The sequence below is a fragment of the Bradyrhizobium sp. CCGUVB1N3 genome (assembly GCF_024199925.1).
Lineage (GTDB): Bacteria > Pseudomonadota > Alphaproteobacteria > Rhizobiales > Xanthobacteraceae > Bradyrhizobium.
Map to the genome: position 1 here is coordinate 6,403,678 of NZ_JANADR010000001.1, position 15,374 is coordinate 6,419,051.

The 15,374-nt window shown below is 65.9% G+C and carries 12 protein-coding genes and 1 pseudogene; 6 read left to right on the top strand and 7 right to left on the bottom strand.

All coding sequences use genetic code 11. From position 1 onward, the window contains the following. Positions 1-120: 120 nt before the first annotated feature. From NLM33_RS30555 to argG, 6 genes are all read left to right on the top strand, one after another. Positions 121-960, top strand: coding sequence for an SDR family oxidoreductase (locus NLM33_RS30555; protein ID WP_254101726.1), 840 nt, complete (start codon positions 121-123; stop codon positions 958-960). 127 nt (positions 961-1,087) lie between these two features. After that, on the top strand, positions 1,088-1,729 hold the full coding sequence (locus NLM33_RS30560; RefSeq protein WP_254101729.1) for an invasion associated locus B family protein: 642 nt from the start codon (positions 1,088-1,090) through the stop codon (positions 1,727-1,729). A gap of 204 nt (positions 1,730-1,933) precedes the next feature. Beyond that, complete coding sequence (gene rlmN / locus NLM33_RS30565; RefSeq protein WP_371930001.1) at positions 1,934-3,142, top strand: 23S rRNA (adenine(2503)-C(2))-methyltransferase RlmN; 1,209 nt, start codon at positions 1,934-1,936, stop codon at positions 3,140-3,142. A 199-nt stretch (positions 3,143-3,341) separates the two neighbouring features. Further along, positions 3,342-3,836 carry a hypothetical protein gene (locus tag NLM33_RS30570; protein WP_254101733.1) on the top strand — a complete coding sequence of 165 codons (495 nt, stop codon included), beginning with the start codon at positions 3,342-3,344 and terminating at the stop codon, positions 3,834-3,836. 276 nt (positions 3,837-4,112) lie between these two features. After that, complete coding sequence (locus NLM33_RS30575) at positions 4,113-4,889, top strand: phosphatase PAP2 family protein (protein WP_254101735.1); 777 nt, start codon at positions 4,113-4,115, stop codon at positions 4,887-4,889. 95 nt (positions 4,890-4,984) lie between these two features. Then, positions 4,985-6,322, top strand: a complete 1,338-nt coding sequence (argG, locus tag NLM33_RS30580; protein ID WP_254101737.1) for an argininosuccinate synthase — start codon at positions 4,985-4,987, stop codon at positions 6,320-6,322. Positions 6,323-6,530: 208 nt separating this feature from the next. Here the strand turns inward: argG and NLM33_RS30585 are convergent, their stop codons facing one another. The 7 genes and pseudogenes from NLM33_RS30585 to sdhA all read right to left on the bottom strand — a co-directional run bounded on the left by NLM33_RS30585 (position 6,531) and on the right by sdhA (position 15,374). Next, positions 6,531-8,555: an OmpA family protein gene (locus tag NLM33_RS30585; protein WP_254101739.1), complete on the bottom strand. Its 2,025-nt coding sequence runs from the start codon at positions 8,553-8,555 to the stop codon at positions 6,531-6,533. A 150-nt stretch (positions 8,556-8,705) separates the two neighbouring features. After that, positions 8,706-8,980 (bottom strand): annotated as a pseudogene (locus NLM33_RS30590) (hypothetical protein). An 86-nt stretch (positions 8,981-9,066) separates the two neighbouring features. Next, entirely contained in the window at positions 9,067-9,453 is a 387-nt protein-coding gene (locus NLM33_RS30595; protein ID WP_254101741.1) for a VOC family protein, read from the bottom strand. Positions 9,454-9,477: 24 nt separating this feature from the next. Continuing rightward, positions 9,478-10,314, bottom strand: a complete 837-nt coding sequence (locus tag NLM33_RS30600; protein ID WP_254101743.1) for an FkbM family methyltransferase — start codon at positions 10,312-10,314, stop codon at positions 9,478-9,480. 85 nt (positions 10,315-10,399) lie between these two features. After that, a complete protein-coding gene (locus NLM33_RS30605) occupies positions 10,400-12,538 on the bottom strand; it encodes a hybrid sensor histidine kinase/response regulator (RefSeq protein WP_254101745.1) in 2,139 nt (712 codons plus the stop codon). Positions 12,539-12,732: 194 nt separating this feature from the next. Further along, entirely contained in the window at positions 12,733-13,515 is a 783-nt protein-coding gene (locus tag NLM33_RS30610; protein WP_254101747.1) for a succinate dehydrogenase iron-sulfur subunit, read from the bottom strand. A gap of 23 nt (positions 13,516-13,538) precedes the next feature. Then, positions 13,539-15,374 (bottom strand): succinate dehydrogenase flavoprotein subunit, encoded by a 1,836-nt coding sequence (gene sdhA, locus NLM33_RS30615; protein ID WP_254101749.1) that lies wholly within the window; start codon positions 15,372-15,374, stop codon positions 13,539-13,541.

Here is a 15,374-nt window from a genome sequence, read left to right on the forward strand (position 1 = left end):
CGTGCTTGGCGTTTCGAGATCGGAATTATAGTTGGGCTCGTTTCTGCCGGATTTGAAGCCGGCCGACAATCCGGTTTCTGATCCTCATGGATGAGGATCGACGACGGGAGGATTCAAACGATGTTTGAAACAGGCCTGCTCAGGGACAAGCGCATCCTGGTCACCGGTGGCGGCTCCGGACTTGGTGCTGCGATGGCGCGCCGCTTCCTCGCGCTCGGCGCCGAGCTCGTGATCTGCGGCCGCAAGTTCGATCGCCTCGAGGCTGCCGCCAGCGAGATGCGAAACGAGACCGGCGGCAAGGTCACAACCATCGCCTGCGATATTCGCGACGGCGCAGCGGTCGACGGTCTGATGGATCAGATCTGGCGTGAGGCGCCGCTCGATATCCTCGTCAACAATGCGGCCGCGACCTTCATCGCGCAGAGCGAGCATCTGTCGTTCCGTGCGGCGGCCGCGATCCTGGCGCCGACGCTGCATGGGGCGATGTATTGCACGCTTGCGGCGGGCCGCCGCTGGATCGAAGGCGCGCACAAGGGCGTCGTGCTCTCGATCCTCTCGACCTCGACCATCACCGGCCGCGCCTTCACTGTGCCTTCCGCAATGGCGAAGTCGGCCGTGCTGGCGATGACCAGGAGCCTCGCCGTGGAATGGGGGCCGAAGGGCATCCGCACCGTGGCGATTGCGCCGGGTCCGTTCCCAACCGCCGGTGCCTCCGGCCAGCTGCGCCCGGAGGGCCGCGATGAGGGTTGGGCGTCGCGCAATCCGCTGGGCCGCACTGGAGAGCATGCCGATCTCGCCGATCTCGCCAGCTTTCTGGTCTCGGACCGCGCCAGCTATATCAATGGCGAGATGGTGGTGATCGACGGCGGCGCCCATTTGCGCAGTTCCGGCGCCGAAGACCTGCTCGGCTGGACCGAGGCGCAATGGGCCGCGCAGCGCGCCGCAAGGTCCAAGGGTTAGGCGGAGAGGCTAGGACTTTCTTCCCTATAACCTCGTTCCGAATCAGGCTCTTACCGGTTATTTTCGCCTTGGGACAAAGTCCGGCCGGGCCATCTTCCAGTCACAATATTGAGGGAACCACTCCAGCATGTGGCGGGTGCTTTTTTTATCCTTGATGGCTGGCGTGGTGGCGTGCGGGACGGCCGATCTTGCGCGCGCGCAGACGGCGCAACCAGCGCAATCAGCGCCGAAGGCAGCGGCTAAGCCGGCCGCGGCCGCCAAGACCGCGGCAAAGCCCGAGAGCAAACCGGTGACGCCGCCCCCGGCCATTGCGGGCGGTGCGGAGCCGACCCTGATCGGCCAGTTCGGCACCTGGGGCGCCTATTCGGCGACGCCCAACGGCAAGAAAGTCTGTTTCGCGCTGGCAAAACCGTCATCCTCGAAGACCAATCCGCCGAACCGCCCGCGCGATCCGGCCTATGCCTTCGTTTCCACCCGGCCGTCGGAGAAGGTCAGCAACGAAGTCTCGGTCATGATCGGCTATGCGCTGAAACCGGGCTCCGAATCGACGCTGGAAGTCGGGGGTGCGTCCTACGCGATGTACACGCAGGGCGACGGCCTCTGGATCAAGAACGCGGCCGAGGAGGAGCGGATGGTCGAGGCCATGCGCAAATCCGCCGATCTCGTGGTCAAGGGCGTCTCGGCCAAGGGGACCGAGACCTCCGACACCTTCTCGCTCAAGGGCCTGGCGCAGGCTCTCGATCGGATCGCGCAGGACTGCAAGCGGTAGGGTGCGTTTCGCGCTAATTTGGCGTTGTTTGGGGCCTTTCAAACGCCTATTTGAACATTGTTTCCCCTCATGGTGAGGAGGCGCGCAAGCGCCGTCTCGAACCACGAGGCCGAGGTGCCTGATCCGGGCCTTCATCCTTCGAGACGCGCGCGACGCGCGCTCCTCAGGATGAGGGGTGAGAGTTTTTCTCAAGACAGAATGACGATGACCGTTCAATCGACCGACACCATTGCCGCGGGGCACCCTCTCGAGAAGACTCCGCTCGAAACCTATGTGCCGCCGGCGAGGCCCTCGCTCATCGGCCTGTCGCGCAGCGAGCTTGCCGATCGCCTCGGTGAGATCGGCGTAGCGCCCGCGCAGCGCAAGATGCGCGTGCAGCAATTGTGGCACTGGATCTATTTCCGCGGCGCCAAGAGTTTTGACGAGATGACCTCGATCTCGAAGGACATCCGCGCGGAGCTCGCCAAGCACTTCACCGTCGACCGACCCGAAGTCGTGGCCGAACAGATCTCCAACGACGGCACCCGCAAATGGCTGCTGCGCCTGCCGAGCGGCGACAATGTCGAGAGGGCGCACGAGGTCGAGTGCGTCTATATTCCTGAGACCGATCGCGGCACGCTGTGCGTCTCCTCGCAGGTCGGCTGCACCTTGAACTGCTCCTTCTGCCACACCGGCACGCAGCGGCTGGTGCGCAACCTCACCGCCGGCGAGATCGTCGGGCAGGTCATGGTGGCGCGTGACCGCCTGAATGATTGGGCCGATCGCGAGAACGGCACGCGCCTCGTCACCAACATCGTGATGATGGGCATGGGCGAGCCGCTCTACAATTTCGATGCGGTGCGCGATGCGCTGCTCATCGTCGGAGACAATGAGGGCATCGGCATCTCCCGCCGCCGCATCACGCTGTCGACCTCGGGTGTGGTGCCGAACATCGTGCGTGCCGGCGACGAGATCGGCGTCATGCTCGCGATCTCGCTGCACGCGGTGCGCGACGAGCTGCGCAACGAGCTGGTGCCGCTCAATCGCAAATATCCGATCGCGGAATTGTTGCAGGCCTGCCGCGATTATCCGGGCGCCTCGAATGCGCGTCGTATCACCTTCGAATATGTGATGCTCAAGGGCGTCAACGATTCGCTCGACGATGCAAAACTGCTGGTGAAGATGCTCAATGGCATTCACGCCAAGATCAACCTGATCCCGTTCAATCCCTGGCCCGGCACGGCCTATGAATGCTCGGACTGGGACCAGATCGAAAAATTCTCCGAATATATCTTCAACGCCGGCTATTCCTCGCCGGTGCGTACGCCGCGCGGCCGCGACATCCTCGCCGCCTGCGGCCAACTCAAATCGGAGACGGAAAAGCTTTCGGTTCGCGAGCGCCAGGCGCTGCGCGCGATGGCGATGACCGATTGACATGAAGCGGCCATCAACGTGCGTCATGGCCGGGGGTCGCTATTTCCAGGCACTCATTCCGGGGCGGCTCGAAGAGCCGAACTATGGTGCGCGGTTGCGCACCTGAGAATCTCGAGATTCCGGCTTCTCGCTTCGCGAGCCCCGGAATGACGGTGGGGGACGTTGTGTTACATTCGGTCAACGATGATGGATGCATCCGATGGCGCTGATCGGCCGCCTCGTCGTGATCTTTCTCGGCTTTCTGGCCTCGTGCCTGGTCGGCGGCATGATCGTCGTGGCTGCGCTGCTGTTTCCGGAATTCTCCGATCTCGGCGCCGGTCCCGTCGATGAGGGCACGATCGACATCCTGCTCGGCTTTGGCTTCATCTTCGTCTCCGGCTTTGCGCTCCTGCCGGCGATGGTCATCGTCGTGATCACCGAGGCGTTCTATATCCGCAGCGCGCTCGCCTATGCGGTCTGTGGCGGGCTCGTCGGGCTTGCCTGCTATCTCGGCCTCATTCCCTTCCATCCCGAGACGCTGCAGTTCGAAGGCATCGTGCGCCGCCATCTGGAAATCATGACCGGCGCCGGCATCGTGGCCGGTGTCGTCTACTGGATGATCGCCGGCCGCAATGCCGGCGCCTGGCGCCATCCGCCGCCCGCGCGCAAGCCGCCCCCGCCGCTGCCGTCGAATTCGCGACCCGATGTGCTGTAACGAGGTTCGTCATTCCGGGGCGATGCGCAGCAACGCGCTACATCTTCGGTGTCGTCCCGGCGAAGGCCGGGACCCATAATTCGAGGGAGAGGTTGTGGCGCGACGCTCTTAACCTACAGTCTTCGCCAAACTACTCCTTGTGGGTATGGGTCCCGGCTTTCGCCGGGACGACATTGTTGAAGCATCGTGCTTTGACAAAGTCGGCGTTGCTTGCGTCGGTAGCTGCGGCCGATTCCGGGGTTTTCATCCTCTCTCCTCTCGGCTAAACCGCGCGCCATGAACCGGACTGGCCTCCTCATCGCGCTGGCGCTGTGGCTCGTGATCGGCGTCGTCTTCGGCGTCTTTCCCGAGCTCGATCTCAAGCTCGCCGCGCTGTTCTTCGATCCCGAGACGAAGAGGTTTCCGCTCAAGCTGAATGGCTGGGCCGGCTTTGCGCGCGATGCGGCGATGTGGATCGCCTGGGCGTTCGCAGCTCCGTCGATCGTGGCGCTGGTGGTCAAGCTGATCAGGCCCGATCGGCCGCTGATGGTCTCGGGGCGAACCATCGTCTTCCTGCTGGTGACGTTGACGCTGTCGGCCGGCATCCTCACCAATCTCGCCTTCAAGTCCTATTGGGGACGGCCGCGCCCGGTGGTGGTGAGCGAGTTTGCCGGCGACCTGCCATTCGTGCCGTGGTGGGATCCGCGCGGCGGCTGCGGGCGCAACTGCTCGTTCTTCTCCGGCGAGGGCGCGACCGCGTTCTGGACATTGGCGCCGGCGGCGCTGGCACCGCCCGCCTGGCGGCCGCTCGCCTATGCCGGGGCGGTGGTGTTCGGCGCTGTCACCAGCGGCCTGCGCATGGCCTTCGGCGGGCACTTTTTCACCGACGTCTCGATCGCCGGCCTCGTCACCTTCGTGGTGATCTGGTTCGCCTACGCCCTGATTTACCGCTGGCCGCGGACACGGTTTTCCGACGAGGCGGTCGATGCCGCCCTGACCCGGCTGGCCTGGCCGGCCTATCGGCTCCGGCAGCGCCTGTTCGGCCGCAAAACCGGCCCGGCGGCGTCGATGTGAGCCATTAAAGGCGTGCCCATGCGCGCGAAATTTGATAATCGCGCAAGGCAAACCGAAAGACGACATCCGCCCCTTAAGATCCGATTGGAAGCGCCATGACTACGATTCTGAAGAGCCTGCCCAAGGGGGAAAAAGTCGGCATCGCTTTCTCCGGCGGTCTCGACACCAGCGCAGCGCTGCTCTGGATGAAGCAGAAGGGCGCGCGCTGCTACGCCTATACCGCCAATCTCGGTCAGCCGGACGAGGCCGACTACAACGAGATCCCGCGCAAGGCGATGGAGTTCGGCGCCGAGAAGGCGCGGCTCGTCGATTGCCGCACGCAGCTCGTCCACGAAGGCATCGCCGCGATCCAGTCGGGCGCCTTCCACATCTCGACCGGCGGCATCACCTATTTCAACACCACGCCGCTCGGCCGCGCCATGACCGGCACGATGCTGGTTGCCGCGATGAAGGAAGACGGCGTCAACATCTGGGGCGACGGCTCGACCTTCAAGGGCAACGACATCGAGCGCTTCTATCGCTACGGCCTTTTGACCAATCCGAGCCTGCGCATCTACAAGCCCTGGCTCGACCAGCAGTTCATCGACGAGCTCGGCGGTCGGGCCGAAATGTCGGCGTTCATGACGGCGCAGGGTTTTGCGTACAAGATGAGCGCGGAGAAGGCGTATTCGACCGACAGCAATCTGCTCGGCGCCACGCACGAGGCAAAGGATCTCGAGAGCCTCGACAGCGGCATCAAGATCGTCAATCCCATCATGGGCGTGCCGTTCTGGCGCGATGACTGCACCGTCAAGGCCGAGAAGGTCGTCGTGCGTTTCGAGGAGGGCCAGCCCACGGCGCTCAACGGCCAGACCTTTGCCGACCCCGTCGCGCTGTTCCTCGAAGCCAATGCGATCGGCGGCCGCCATGGCCTCGGCATGAGCGACCAGATCGAGAACCGCATCATCGAAGCCAAGAGCCGCGGCATCTATGAGGCGCCCGGCATGGCGCTCCTGCACATTGCCTATGAGCGCCTCGTCACCGGCATCCACAACGAGGACACCATCGAGCAATACCGGATCAGCGGTCTGCGCCTCGGCCGTCTGCTCTATCAGGGCCGCTGGTTCGATTCGCAGGCGCTGATGCTGCGCGAGACCGCGCAGCGCTGGGTGGCGCGCGCCGTCACCGGCGAGGTGACGCTGGAGCTGCGCCGTGGCAACGACTATTCGCTCCTGAACACGGAAAGCCCCAACCTGACCTATGCGCCGGAGCGGCTGAGCATGGAGAAGGTCGAGGACGCCGCGTTCACGCCGGAGCATCGCATCGGTCAGCTCACCATGCGCAACCTCGACATCGCCGACACCCGCACCAAGCTGAAGCTCTACACCGAGAGCGGCTTGCTGTCGGGCGACGAGGGCGCGCAGATCTTCAGGCTCGAGAGCGACAAGGGCTAAGCGTCTGCTCGTGTCCCGGACGCGATGCATCGCGAAGCGGTGCGTCGCAGAGCCGGGACCCAGAATCTCAATCCTAGTGCATCGATAGTAGATGGGCCCCGGCTCAGCAGCGCATCACTTTCGTGCTGCGCTGCGTCCGGGGCACGAGATTGCAAGAAACAAAAAATGGCCGGGATCGCTCCCGGCCATTTTGCATTTGTGCGTGCCGTTACCGCGGCGGCGCGGTGCCGGGCGGGGGCGGCGGCAGCGAGGCCTGGCCGCCGTTGAGCAGCGGCGTGATGCGGCGGATGGTGACACGCCGGTTGATCAGGCTCGGCCCCTGCGTCTGCTCCTTCAGATACTGCTCGCCGTAGCCCTGCGAGGTCAGGTTCTCCGCCGGCACATTGAACTGCTGGGTCAGCAATTCGGCCGCGGCCTGCGCACGGCGGTCCGACAATGACAGATTGTCGACGTCGTTGCCGACCGCGTCGGTGTGTCCCTCGATCAGGAACACCTCGCGCGGGTTGCGCTGGATCGCCCGGTTGAGACCGTCGGCGATCACTTGCAGCCTCGCAGCCTGGTCCGGCGGGATGGTCCACGATCCCGTCTCGAAGTTGATCGTGTTGACGTCGATGCTCGGCATCTGCATGCGAACATTCGGGCTATAGCGGATCTCGTCGAGCGAGTAACGCCGATCGATCCGCTGCACCGGCGGTGCCTCCATGGTCTCGTAGATCACGTCCGGCGACGCCTCCTGGGCGTCGACGATGTAGCGATCATAGGGAATGTTGACGACCGGCGGCGGCACGTCGACATAGAAGCCGCCGACCGACCGTGGATCGCGGTAGCTGTTGTCGATGATGACGATCTCGCGCCCGCCGGGATCCCTGCGGATTCGCCGCAGCAACGAACCGTCCGCGCCGACTACGGTGATCACCTCGCTGCCGTCGGGACGGATCACGACGGTGCGGGTTTCGCCGCCGATGGTCTCGCTGCGGATGTCGCGGGCCCCATAGCGGAAGCGATAGAGATCGTTGCCGCGGACGTATGCCTGCCCGCCCGGGTCGCGGATGATGATGCGGTCCGGCTCGGTGTAGACGGTGCGGCCGCCTTCGATGACCTCATGTCGCTGGTTGCGGTAGTCGGCGATGGTGGCGCCGATCACGGCACCGGCCACCACGCCCGCACCGATCGCGAGTGGCGTCAGATCACGCTGTGGCGGACGCGGCGGCGGCGGCAGCGGTGCTGCGACCGTCGGCGCGGCGCGGAAGGCCGGCGCAACCGTCGGCGGCGCGTATTGCGCCCTGTTGGGCGGTGGCGCTGCGGCTGGCGTGCCAGGGACGACAGTTGGCGCTGCGGCTCCGGCGGGAGGCATGGGCCGGGCCGGGGCACCCGCCTGCGGCGGCACAGGCGGAGTTCCGGCAGCGGGCGCGCCCGCAGGCGGCGTGCCTGCTGGCGGTGTTCCACCCTGACGGCCGGCTGGCGGCGTGGCACCGCCGGGAGCGGGTGATGCGGTCGGTGCTGGCGCTGGCGCCGCACCCGGCGCGGGGGTCGGGGCCGGGCCCGTACGCCCTGACGGCGGTGGGGTCGGCGTACCGCCCGGGGCTGGCGTAGCGGTCGGCGCAGGTGTCGGCGTGGCGCGAATCGTTGGCGCTGCCGGTGCAGGCGTTGGAGCGGGCGTTGGCGCCGGCAAGGGCGCGACCCGTCCCGGCGGCGCGGCCGCCGGAGGAGGAGGTGGTGGAGTCGGTGTCGCCCGCGTGGTTGGGGGCGGTGGCGGTGGCGGTGGCGGCGTTGGCGTGGGCGTCGGAGCCACGCGCGAGGGCGCCGCGGCCGGAGGCGGCGGTGTCGGAGTCGGCGCGTGCTGTTGCGGAGCCGGCGCCGGGGGCGCTGAGGGTTGCTTCGGGGCCGCAGACGGCGGCGGAGGAGGTGGCGGCGTCGGCCGCGCGGGCGCCGGCGGAGGAGGTGGTGGTGTCGGGGCGTGCGGAGGCGCAGCCGTCGGTGGCGGCGCACTCGGACGCTGGGGTGCAGCCGGCGGTGGCGGCGGAGGGGCCGGCGCGGGGCGAGCGGCCGGCGGTTGTTGCGGCGGCGCCTTCGGCTGCTCGCGGGATGGCTGCTTCGGTTTTCCGTCAGGGCCGACTTCGCCCTGCGCCTGCGCGATCACGATGGGAGCGTTTTGCGCGTGCGATGCGGAGCTTGCGAATGGCATCGCGGTCAGAGCCGTCGTGGCAAGCAGCACGAAGCGAAATTGAGTCATGTGGTGAGATCCTAGGAAAGGTTCTTGTAGCGGAAGCTCTTGGAGAGTGAGCGTTGCGATCAACGGATACGCGTTAGGCCGGATTGTGGCGGGCGAAGCAGCCGCGTCTCGATTTATTTCTGCATGCAAATCACTTCAGAACATCGACGTTCATTGCGCATTCAGGCCCATCTTGCAATCGCCTCGAATGTGAGGTTGCGACAAATTCGCATCCGTTGCGGGATTGGGCGTGCGCGGCCCGTTCGGTCCGCGCGGTGGAATCTCGTCCGGCCTCTTGCCCGGCAGTTCGTCGGCCGCGGTGATTCGCCGGGCTCGCGCACCGGCGGCGCGATATCCGGCTGCGGACTGCCCGGCGGCATTTCCGGTGGCGGCTCACTCGGTGTGCCCGGTGTTGCCGGTGGAATCTCCGGCGGTTCGATCGGCATCATCCATCATCGACTTGTCGTTGCTCGAACGACGATAACGTTGCCGATGCGTCGATGTTCCCGTCCATCGCGACGATGGAACAGGCCTATTCGGGCGCGTGACAGACGGCTTCGATGTTGTGACCATCGGGGTCGAGCACGAATGCGCCGTAATAGGTCGGATGATAATGCGCGCGAATGCCAGGCGGTCCGTTGTCGCGCCCGCCGGCCGCGATGGCCGCCTTGTAGAACGCATCCACGGTGGCGCGGTCTTTTGCGAGAATCGCGACATGGACCGGCTTGTTCAACGCGCCTTCGCCGCCGATCCAGAAGTCCGGCTTGCCGTCGGCGCCAAAGCCCGCGGCGGGATCGTGGCCGGTCTGCTCCTGCGTGACCTCCATGATCAGGTTGTAGCCGAGCGGCGCCAGCGCCTTGGCATAGAACGCCTTGGCGCTCTCGTAATCGGAAACCGGGAAACCCAAGTGATCGATCATCGGAATCTCCGTCGTTGATTGTCGTCAGCGCGACAGGAAGGTGTTGCTGCGCGTCCTGCGCGCGATGGCAAAGCCGCGCGCGACCATGTCTGCAATACAATCCTCGCGCCATTCGTTTTGTGACAGATGCTCGATCACGACAGCGCCGGGCCAGAGCGATGGCGGCGCATCGCGGAAGAAGCCGATCAGCACGCGGTCTTCGAAACCCTCGACGTCGATCTTGAGGGCATCGACCTTTGTCACGCCGGCCTCGTCGAGGATGCGTGTCAGCCGCAACGACGGCACTTTGATGGCCTTTGCCGTCGCGGTGCCGGTCACGACATGGCTGGCGCCGAGATTGTCGCCGTCGGTCTCGATCATCAGCTCGCCGTCGGCGTCGCCGGCCGCAGCCTGCACGAGGCGGACCTGCGTCGCTCCTTGGATAGATCCCGACGCCGCGTTGTTGAACGAGAGTCGCGCGAAGGTCGTGGGATGCGGTTCGATCGCGACGACCTTGCCCTGCGCGCCGACATGGCGCGCCATCACCAGCGCGAATGTGCCGACATTGGCGCCGACGTCGACGAACACGCCGCCCGCGGGCGTGTGCTGGCGCAGGAAGTCGAGCTCGTCGAGATTATAGTCGGGGTTGAACAGCGCGCCGCGCTCGGTCGCGCTCGCCTGGTGATGGAAGCGGAACGAGGCGCCCTGATATTGCACGTCGACGGGACCTGCGCGCAGCAGGTTGACCAGCCGCGACAACCACGGGCGGAACGCGCCGCGCTTCAGCCCGGAGCGGTGCGCGAGCGAAATGATCGCAGCCTGCGCCGCATTCGGCGCGAATGCGCCGAATGGCGCGGGCGAGGGGTCGGTGTCGGGCGTCAAGCAGAAGTCCTCGTTGCAAGCGGCGCATGCATAGCCGGTTTTGCGTGCAACTCCAATCTCGGGGAGGCATGTGGCCCGGATGGAGCTATTCGGCGGCGCCATCCCGCACCCGGCGCAGCCGTGCGGCCTTGTACAGCATGCGCGACAGCGCCTCGATCGAATAGGGCTTTTGCAGCAGCTCGAAGCCGAAACTGCCGTCCTGCGCCAGCACGTCGCTGTAGCCGCTGGTGAGCACGATGGGCACGTCGATGCCGCGGTCGCGGATCGCGTGCGCAAGGTCGAGCCCGGTCATGCCGGGCATCACCACGTCGGAGAACACCACGTCGAAGCGGTCGACGTCCGCCACGAGCTCGGCGAGCGCGTCGTTGGCGTTGTCGACCAGCGTGACGCTGTAGCCGAGCTCGGTGAGCCCGTCGGCGGCGAAATTGGCGACCTCGATATTGTCCTCGACGACCAGCACCGACATGCCGCTGCCGGCAACTGCGGGCGCGGTGTCGGGCGCCTGCCGCTGCGGCAGCACCTCGGCGGGCACGCGCGGCAGATAGAGCGTGAAGGCGCTGCCGCGGCCGACCTCGCTCGCAACCGTCACCTCGCCGCCAGATTGCCTGACGAAGCCGAACACCTGCGACAGGCCGAGCCCGGTGCCCTGACCGACCTGCTTGGTCGTGAAGAACGGCTCGAAGATGCGGCCGAGCTGGCTTGCGGGGATGCCGGACCCGGTATCGGTGACCGTGACCGTGATGAAGCCATGGCTGCCGACGAGATGTACCAGGCTGTCAGGAACGGCCGCCGCGGCCTCCACCGTGAACGTGATCCTGCCGCGGCCCTGCATCGCATCGCGCGCATTGACCGCCATGTTGAACAGCGCCGTCTCGAACTGGCCGGCATCGGCGTTGACGAGAAAGGACCCCGCCGGCAGCCGCATCACGATCTCGATGGCCGGTCCCGTCAGCGTGGCGATCATGTCGCGCAGCGACTGCACGCGCGCGCCGACATCGAACACCTCGGGCTTCAACGTCTGCCGCCGCGCGAAGGCCAGCAGTTGCGAGGTCAGCTTTGCGGCGCGCGCGACCGCGTCGGTGATGGCGTTGATGTAGCGCTGCCGCCGCTCCTCCGACAATTGCGGCCGGTTCAACAGGTCGATGGAGGCGCGGATCACGGTCAGCAGGTTGTTGAAGTCGTGCGCCACGCCGCCGGTGAGCTGTCCGAGCGCCTCCAGGCGCTGGCTGTGCTTGAGCGCCTCCTCGGCGTCGCGCCGCCGTGCCGCCTCGGCCTGGAGGTTCTGCGTGCGCCGGAATGCCAGCGCGAGAATGAAGAAGAGCAGGGCGGTGGCAGGCAGGCCGAAGATCAGGTGCTGGCCCATGGTGGCGAGCCAGCGCGAACGGATCGCCGACGTCTCGAGCCCCGCGCTGACATAGATCGGATATTCGGCGACGCGCTTGTAGCCGATGCGCCGCTCGATCCCGTCGGCGGGCCAGGCGATGGTCATCAGCCCGTGCTCGGGGCTCAGCGCGATCTTCCGGCCGACCGGCCCGCCCGGATCGAGCCGGACGTCGTGATCGAGGTGCGGGTAATGCGCCAGCAGGGCGCCATCGGTCCGCCCGATCGTGAAGAAGCTGCCGGGCTCACTGCCGATCCGCGCGTAAAAGCTCTCGAAATATTCCGGGTATACCGAGGCCTGGATCACGCCGATGAAGCTGCCGTCGTCGGACTCGCGGCGGCGGCTCATGCCGAAGAAGCGGGCGCCCTGGTAGGGCTGACGCGGCGTCAGCGGCGTGCCGATGAAGGTGCCGATGTTCTGGTCGACATGGGCGTTGAAATAATCCCGGTCCGCAAAGCTGATCTGCGGCGCCGGCGACAACAGGCTGTTGACCAGCGCATGGCCCCGCGCGTCAAAAATCCAGGCGGATTTGAGCTGCGGCAGCGAATCGGTCAGCCGTTTCAGGCGCAGATGCAGCGCTGCCTCGCGCGACCGGATCGCCTCGTCCGAAAGTCCGCGCACCACCTCGTTGAGCTCGGCGAGGCTGCGGTCGATGGTCTCGAACACCTTGAGCGCATGTTCATGGGCGACGTCGAGCGTGCGCTCGATCTCGCGGTCGGCGATGTCGTTGGTCGAATTGTAGGAGATCGCCGAGGCGATGATGAACAGCGCAATCGGCAGCGCCAGGGATGCCGCCATCATCCACTGCAGCAGTTTCAACGAATTGCGTTGCGCGCCCTGCACAGTCGCTCCTGACCCGGAACGAAGCTTACTTGAATTTCCCGCAAGGAAGGAAGTGGCTTGTGATGGGAACCTTTGGTTGCGTTCGGCGCGTCTCCGCCCGCGAGGGGTGCGCTGGTAGAAATTTCAGGTTAAGCTACTATAGGTAGCAATTCGGCCATGGCTCTGACGGCCGCGGCCGATGCACAAAGTTTCGCTTAAACCTGACGCTCGACGAGCTTCAGCTTCAGCTCGGCGATCGCCTCTGCGGGGTTGAGGCCCTTCGGGCAGGCCTTGGCGCAGTTCATGATGGTGTGGCAGCGGTAGAGGCGGAACGGGTCCTCGAGATTGTCGAGCCGTTCGCCGGTCGCCTCATCGCGGGAATCCGACACCCAGCGGTTGGCCTGGAGCAGAGCGGCGGGGCCGAGATAGCGGTCGCTGTTCCACCAGTAGCTCGGGCAGGAGGTCGAGCAGCAGGCGCAGAGAATGCACTCGTAGAGGCCGTCGAGCTTCTCGCGGTCCTCGTGGCTCTGGCGCCATTCCTTCTGCGGCGTCGGCGAGGTCGTCTTCAGCCACGGCTCGACGGAAGCGTATTGCGCATAGAAATTGGTGAGGTCGGGGACGAGGTCCTTCACCACCGGCTGGTGCGGCAGCGGGTTGATCTTCACCGCGCCGTCCTTCACGTCGTGCATCGAGCGGGTGCAGGCGAGCGTGTTCTGGCCGTCGATGTTCATGGCGCAGGAGCCGCAGACGCCCTCGCGGCAGGAGCGGCGGAAGGTCAGCGACGGGTCGATGTGGTTCTTGATCCAGATCAGGCCATCCAGCACCATCGGACCGCAGTCGTTGGTGTCGACGTAATAGGTGTCGACGCTCGGATTCTTGCCGTCGTCCGGGTTCCAGCGATAGACGCGGAACTCGCGAACCTCGGTCGCGCCCGCAGGCTTCGGCCAGGTCTTGCCGCCGGTGATCTTCGAGTTCTTCGGAAGTGCGAATTCAGCCATTTTCGAAGGGCCTTCCCGTTCGCTCAGTACACGCGCGCCTTCGGCGGGATGTACTGCACGTCGTTGGTCATGGTGTAGTTGTGCACCGGGCGGTAGTCGATCGTGACCTTGGCTGCATCGTCGAGCCAGGCCAGCGTGTGCTTCATCCAGTTCTTGTCGTCACGATCGGCAAAGTCCTCGCGCGCATGCGCGCCGCGGCTCTCGGTGCGGTTGGCGGCCGAGTTCATCGTCACCACCGCCTGCGAGATCAGATTGTCGAACTCGAGCGTCTCGACGAGGTCCGAATTCCACACCAGCGAGCGGTCGGACACGGCGATGTCGGTGATGCCGCTATGGACCTTCTGGATCAGGTTCTGGCCTTCGCTCAGGACTTCGCCGGTGCGGAACACCGCGCAATTGTTCTGCATCACGTGCTGCATGCCTTCGCGCAGCTTCGCGGTCGGGGTGCCGCCGGAGGCGTAGCGATAATGGTCGAGGCGGCCGAGCGACTGCTCGGCCGAGTTCGCCGGCAGTTCCGGTTGCTTGCCGTTGGCGGTGAGCTTTTCGGCGCAGCGCAGCGCCGCGGCGCGGCCGAACACCACGAGGTCGATCAGCGAGTTGGAGCCGAGACGGTTGGCGCCGTGCACGGAGACGCAGGCCGCTTCGCCGATCGCCATCAGTCCGGGGATCACGGCGTTGTCGTCGCCGTCCTTCTTCGTCAGCACCTCGCCGTGATAATTCGTGGGGATGCCGCCCATGTTGTAGTGCACGGTCGGCACGATCGGAATCGGCTCGCGCGTCACGTCGACATTGGCGAAGATCTTGGCCGATTCGGAGATGCCGGGCAGCCGCTCGGCCAGCACCGAGGGATCGAGGTGGTCGAGATGCAGGAAGATGTGATCCTTCTTCTTGCCGACGCCGCGGCCCTCGCGGATCTCGATGGTCATCGCACGCGAGACGACGTCGCGCGAGGCGAGGTCCTTGGCCGACGGCGCGTAGCGCTCCATGAAGCGCTCGCCCTCGGAGTTGACGAGATAGCCGCCTTCGCCGCGCGCGCCTTCGGTGACGAGGCAGCCCGAGCCGTAGATGCCGGTCGGGTGGAACTGCACGAACTCCATGTCCTGGAGCGGCAGGCCGGCGCGCAGCACCATGCCGCCGCCGTCGCCGGTGCAGGTATGGGCCGAGGTGCAGGAGGCATAGGCGCGGCCGTAGCCGCCGGTCGCCAAAATCGTGGTCTGGGCGCGGAAGCGATGCAGCGTGCCGTCATCGAGCTTGAGCGCGATCACGCCGCGGCAGGCGCCCTGGTCGTCCATGATGAGGTCGATGGCGAAGAACTCGATGAAGAATTCTGCCGCATGGCGCAGCGACTGGCCGTACATCGTGTGCAGCATGGCGTGACCGGTGCGGTCGGCGGCCGCGCAGGTGCGCTGCGCCTGGCCCTTGCCGTAGTCCATGGTCATGCCGCCGAACGGGCGCTGGTAGATCTTGCCGTCCTCGGTGCGCGAGAACGGCACGCCCCAATGTTCGAGCTCGTAGACCGCTTCAGGGGCGTGGCGCACCATGTATTCGATCGCGTCCTGGTCGCCCAGCCAGTCCGACCCCTTCACGGTGTCGTACATGTGCCAGCGCCAGTCGTCCTTGTGCATGTTGCCGAGCGAAGCGGAGATGCCGCCCTGCGCCGCGACGGTGTGCGAGCGGGTCGGAAACACTTTTGTGATGCAGGCCGTGCGCAGGCCGGCCTCGCTGCAGCCGACGACGGCGCGCAGGCCCGCGCCACCGGCGCCGACCACGACGACGTCATAGGTGTGGTCTTCGATCGGATAGGCTTTTCCGTTGGTGGCGGGAGCGCCGTTGCCCTTGCCATTCGTGGTGACGGCCAT

Bases quoted from the DNA above. Each gene is read 5' to 3' on its own strand.
- NLM33_RS30555 (WP_254101726.1), top strand. From the start codon at position 121: ATGTTTGAAACAGGCCTGCTCAGGGACAAGCGCATCCTGGTCACCGGT.
- NLM33_RS30560 (WP_254101729.1), top strand. From the start codon at position 1,088: ATGTGGCGGGTGCTTTTTTTATCCTTGATGGCTGGCGTGGTGGCGTGC.
- rlmN (WP_371930001.1), top strand. From the start codon at position 1,934: ATGACCGTTCAATCGACCGACACCATTGCCGCGGGGCACCCTCTCGAG.
- NLM33_RS30570 (WP_254101733.1), top strand. From the start codon at position 3,342: ATGGCGCTGATCGGCCGCCTCGTCGTGATCTTTCTCGGCTTTCTGGCC.
- NLM33_RS30575 (WP_254101735.1), top strand. From the start codon at position 4,113: ATGAACCGGACTGGCCTCCTCATCGCGCTGGCGCTGTGGCTCGTGATC.
- argG (WP_254101737.1), top strand. From the start codon at position 4,985: ATGACTACGATTCTGAAGAGCCTGCCCAAGGGGGAAAAAGTCGGCATC.
- NLM33_RS30585 (WP_254101739.1), bottom strand. From the start codon at position 8,555: ATGACTCAATTTCGCTTCGTGCTGCTTGCCACGACGGCTCTGACCGCG.
- NLM33_RS30595 (WP_254101741.1), bottom strand. From the start codon at position 9,453: ATGATCGATCACTTGGGTTTCCCGGTTTCCGATTACGAGAGCGCCAAG.
- NLM33_RS30610 (WP_254101747.1), bottom strand. From the start codon at position 13,515: ATGGCTGAATTCGCACTTCCGAAGAACTCGAAGATCACCGGCGGCAAG.
- sdhA (WP_254101749.1), bottom strand. From the start codon at position 15,374: ATGGCCGTCACCACGAATGGCAAGGGCAACGGCGCTCCCGCCACCAAC.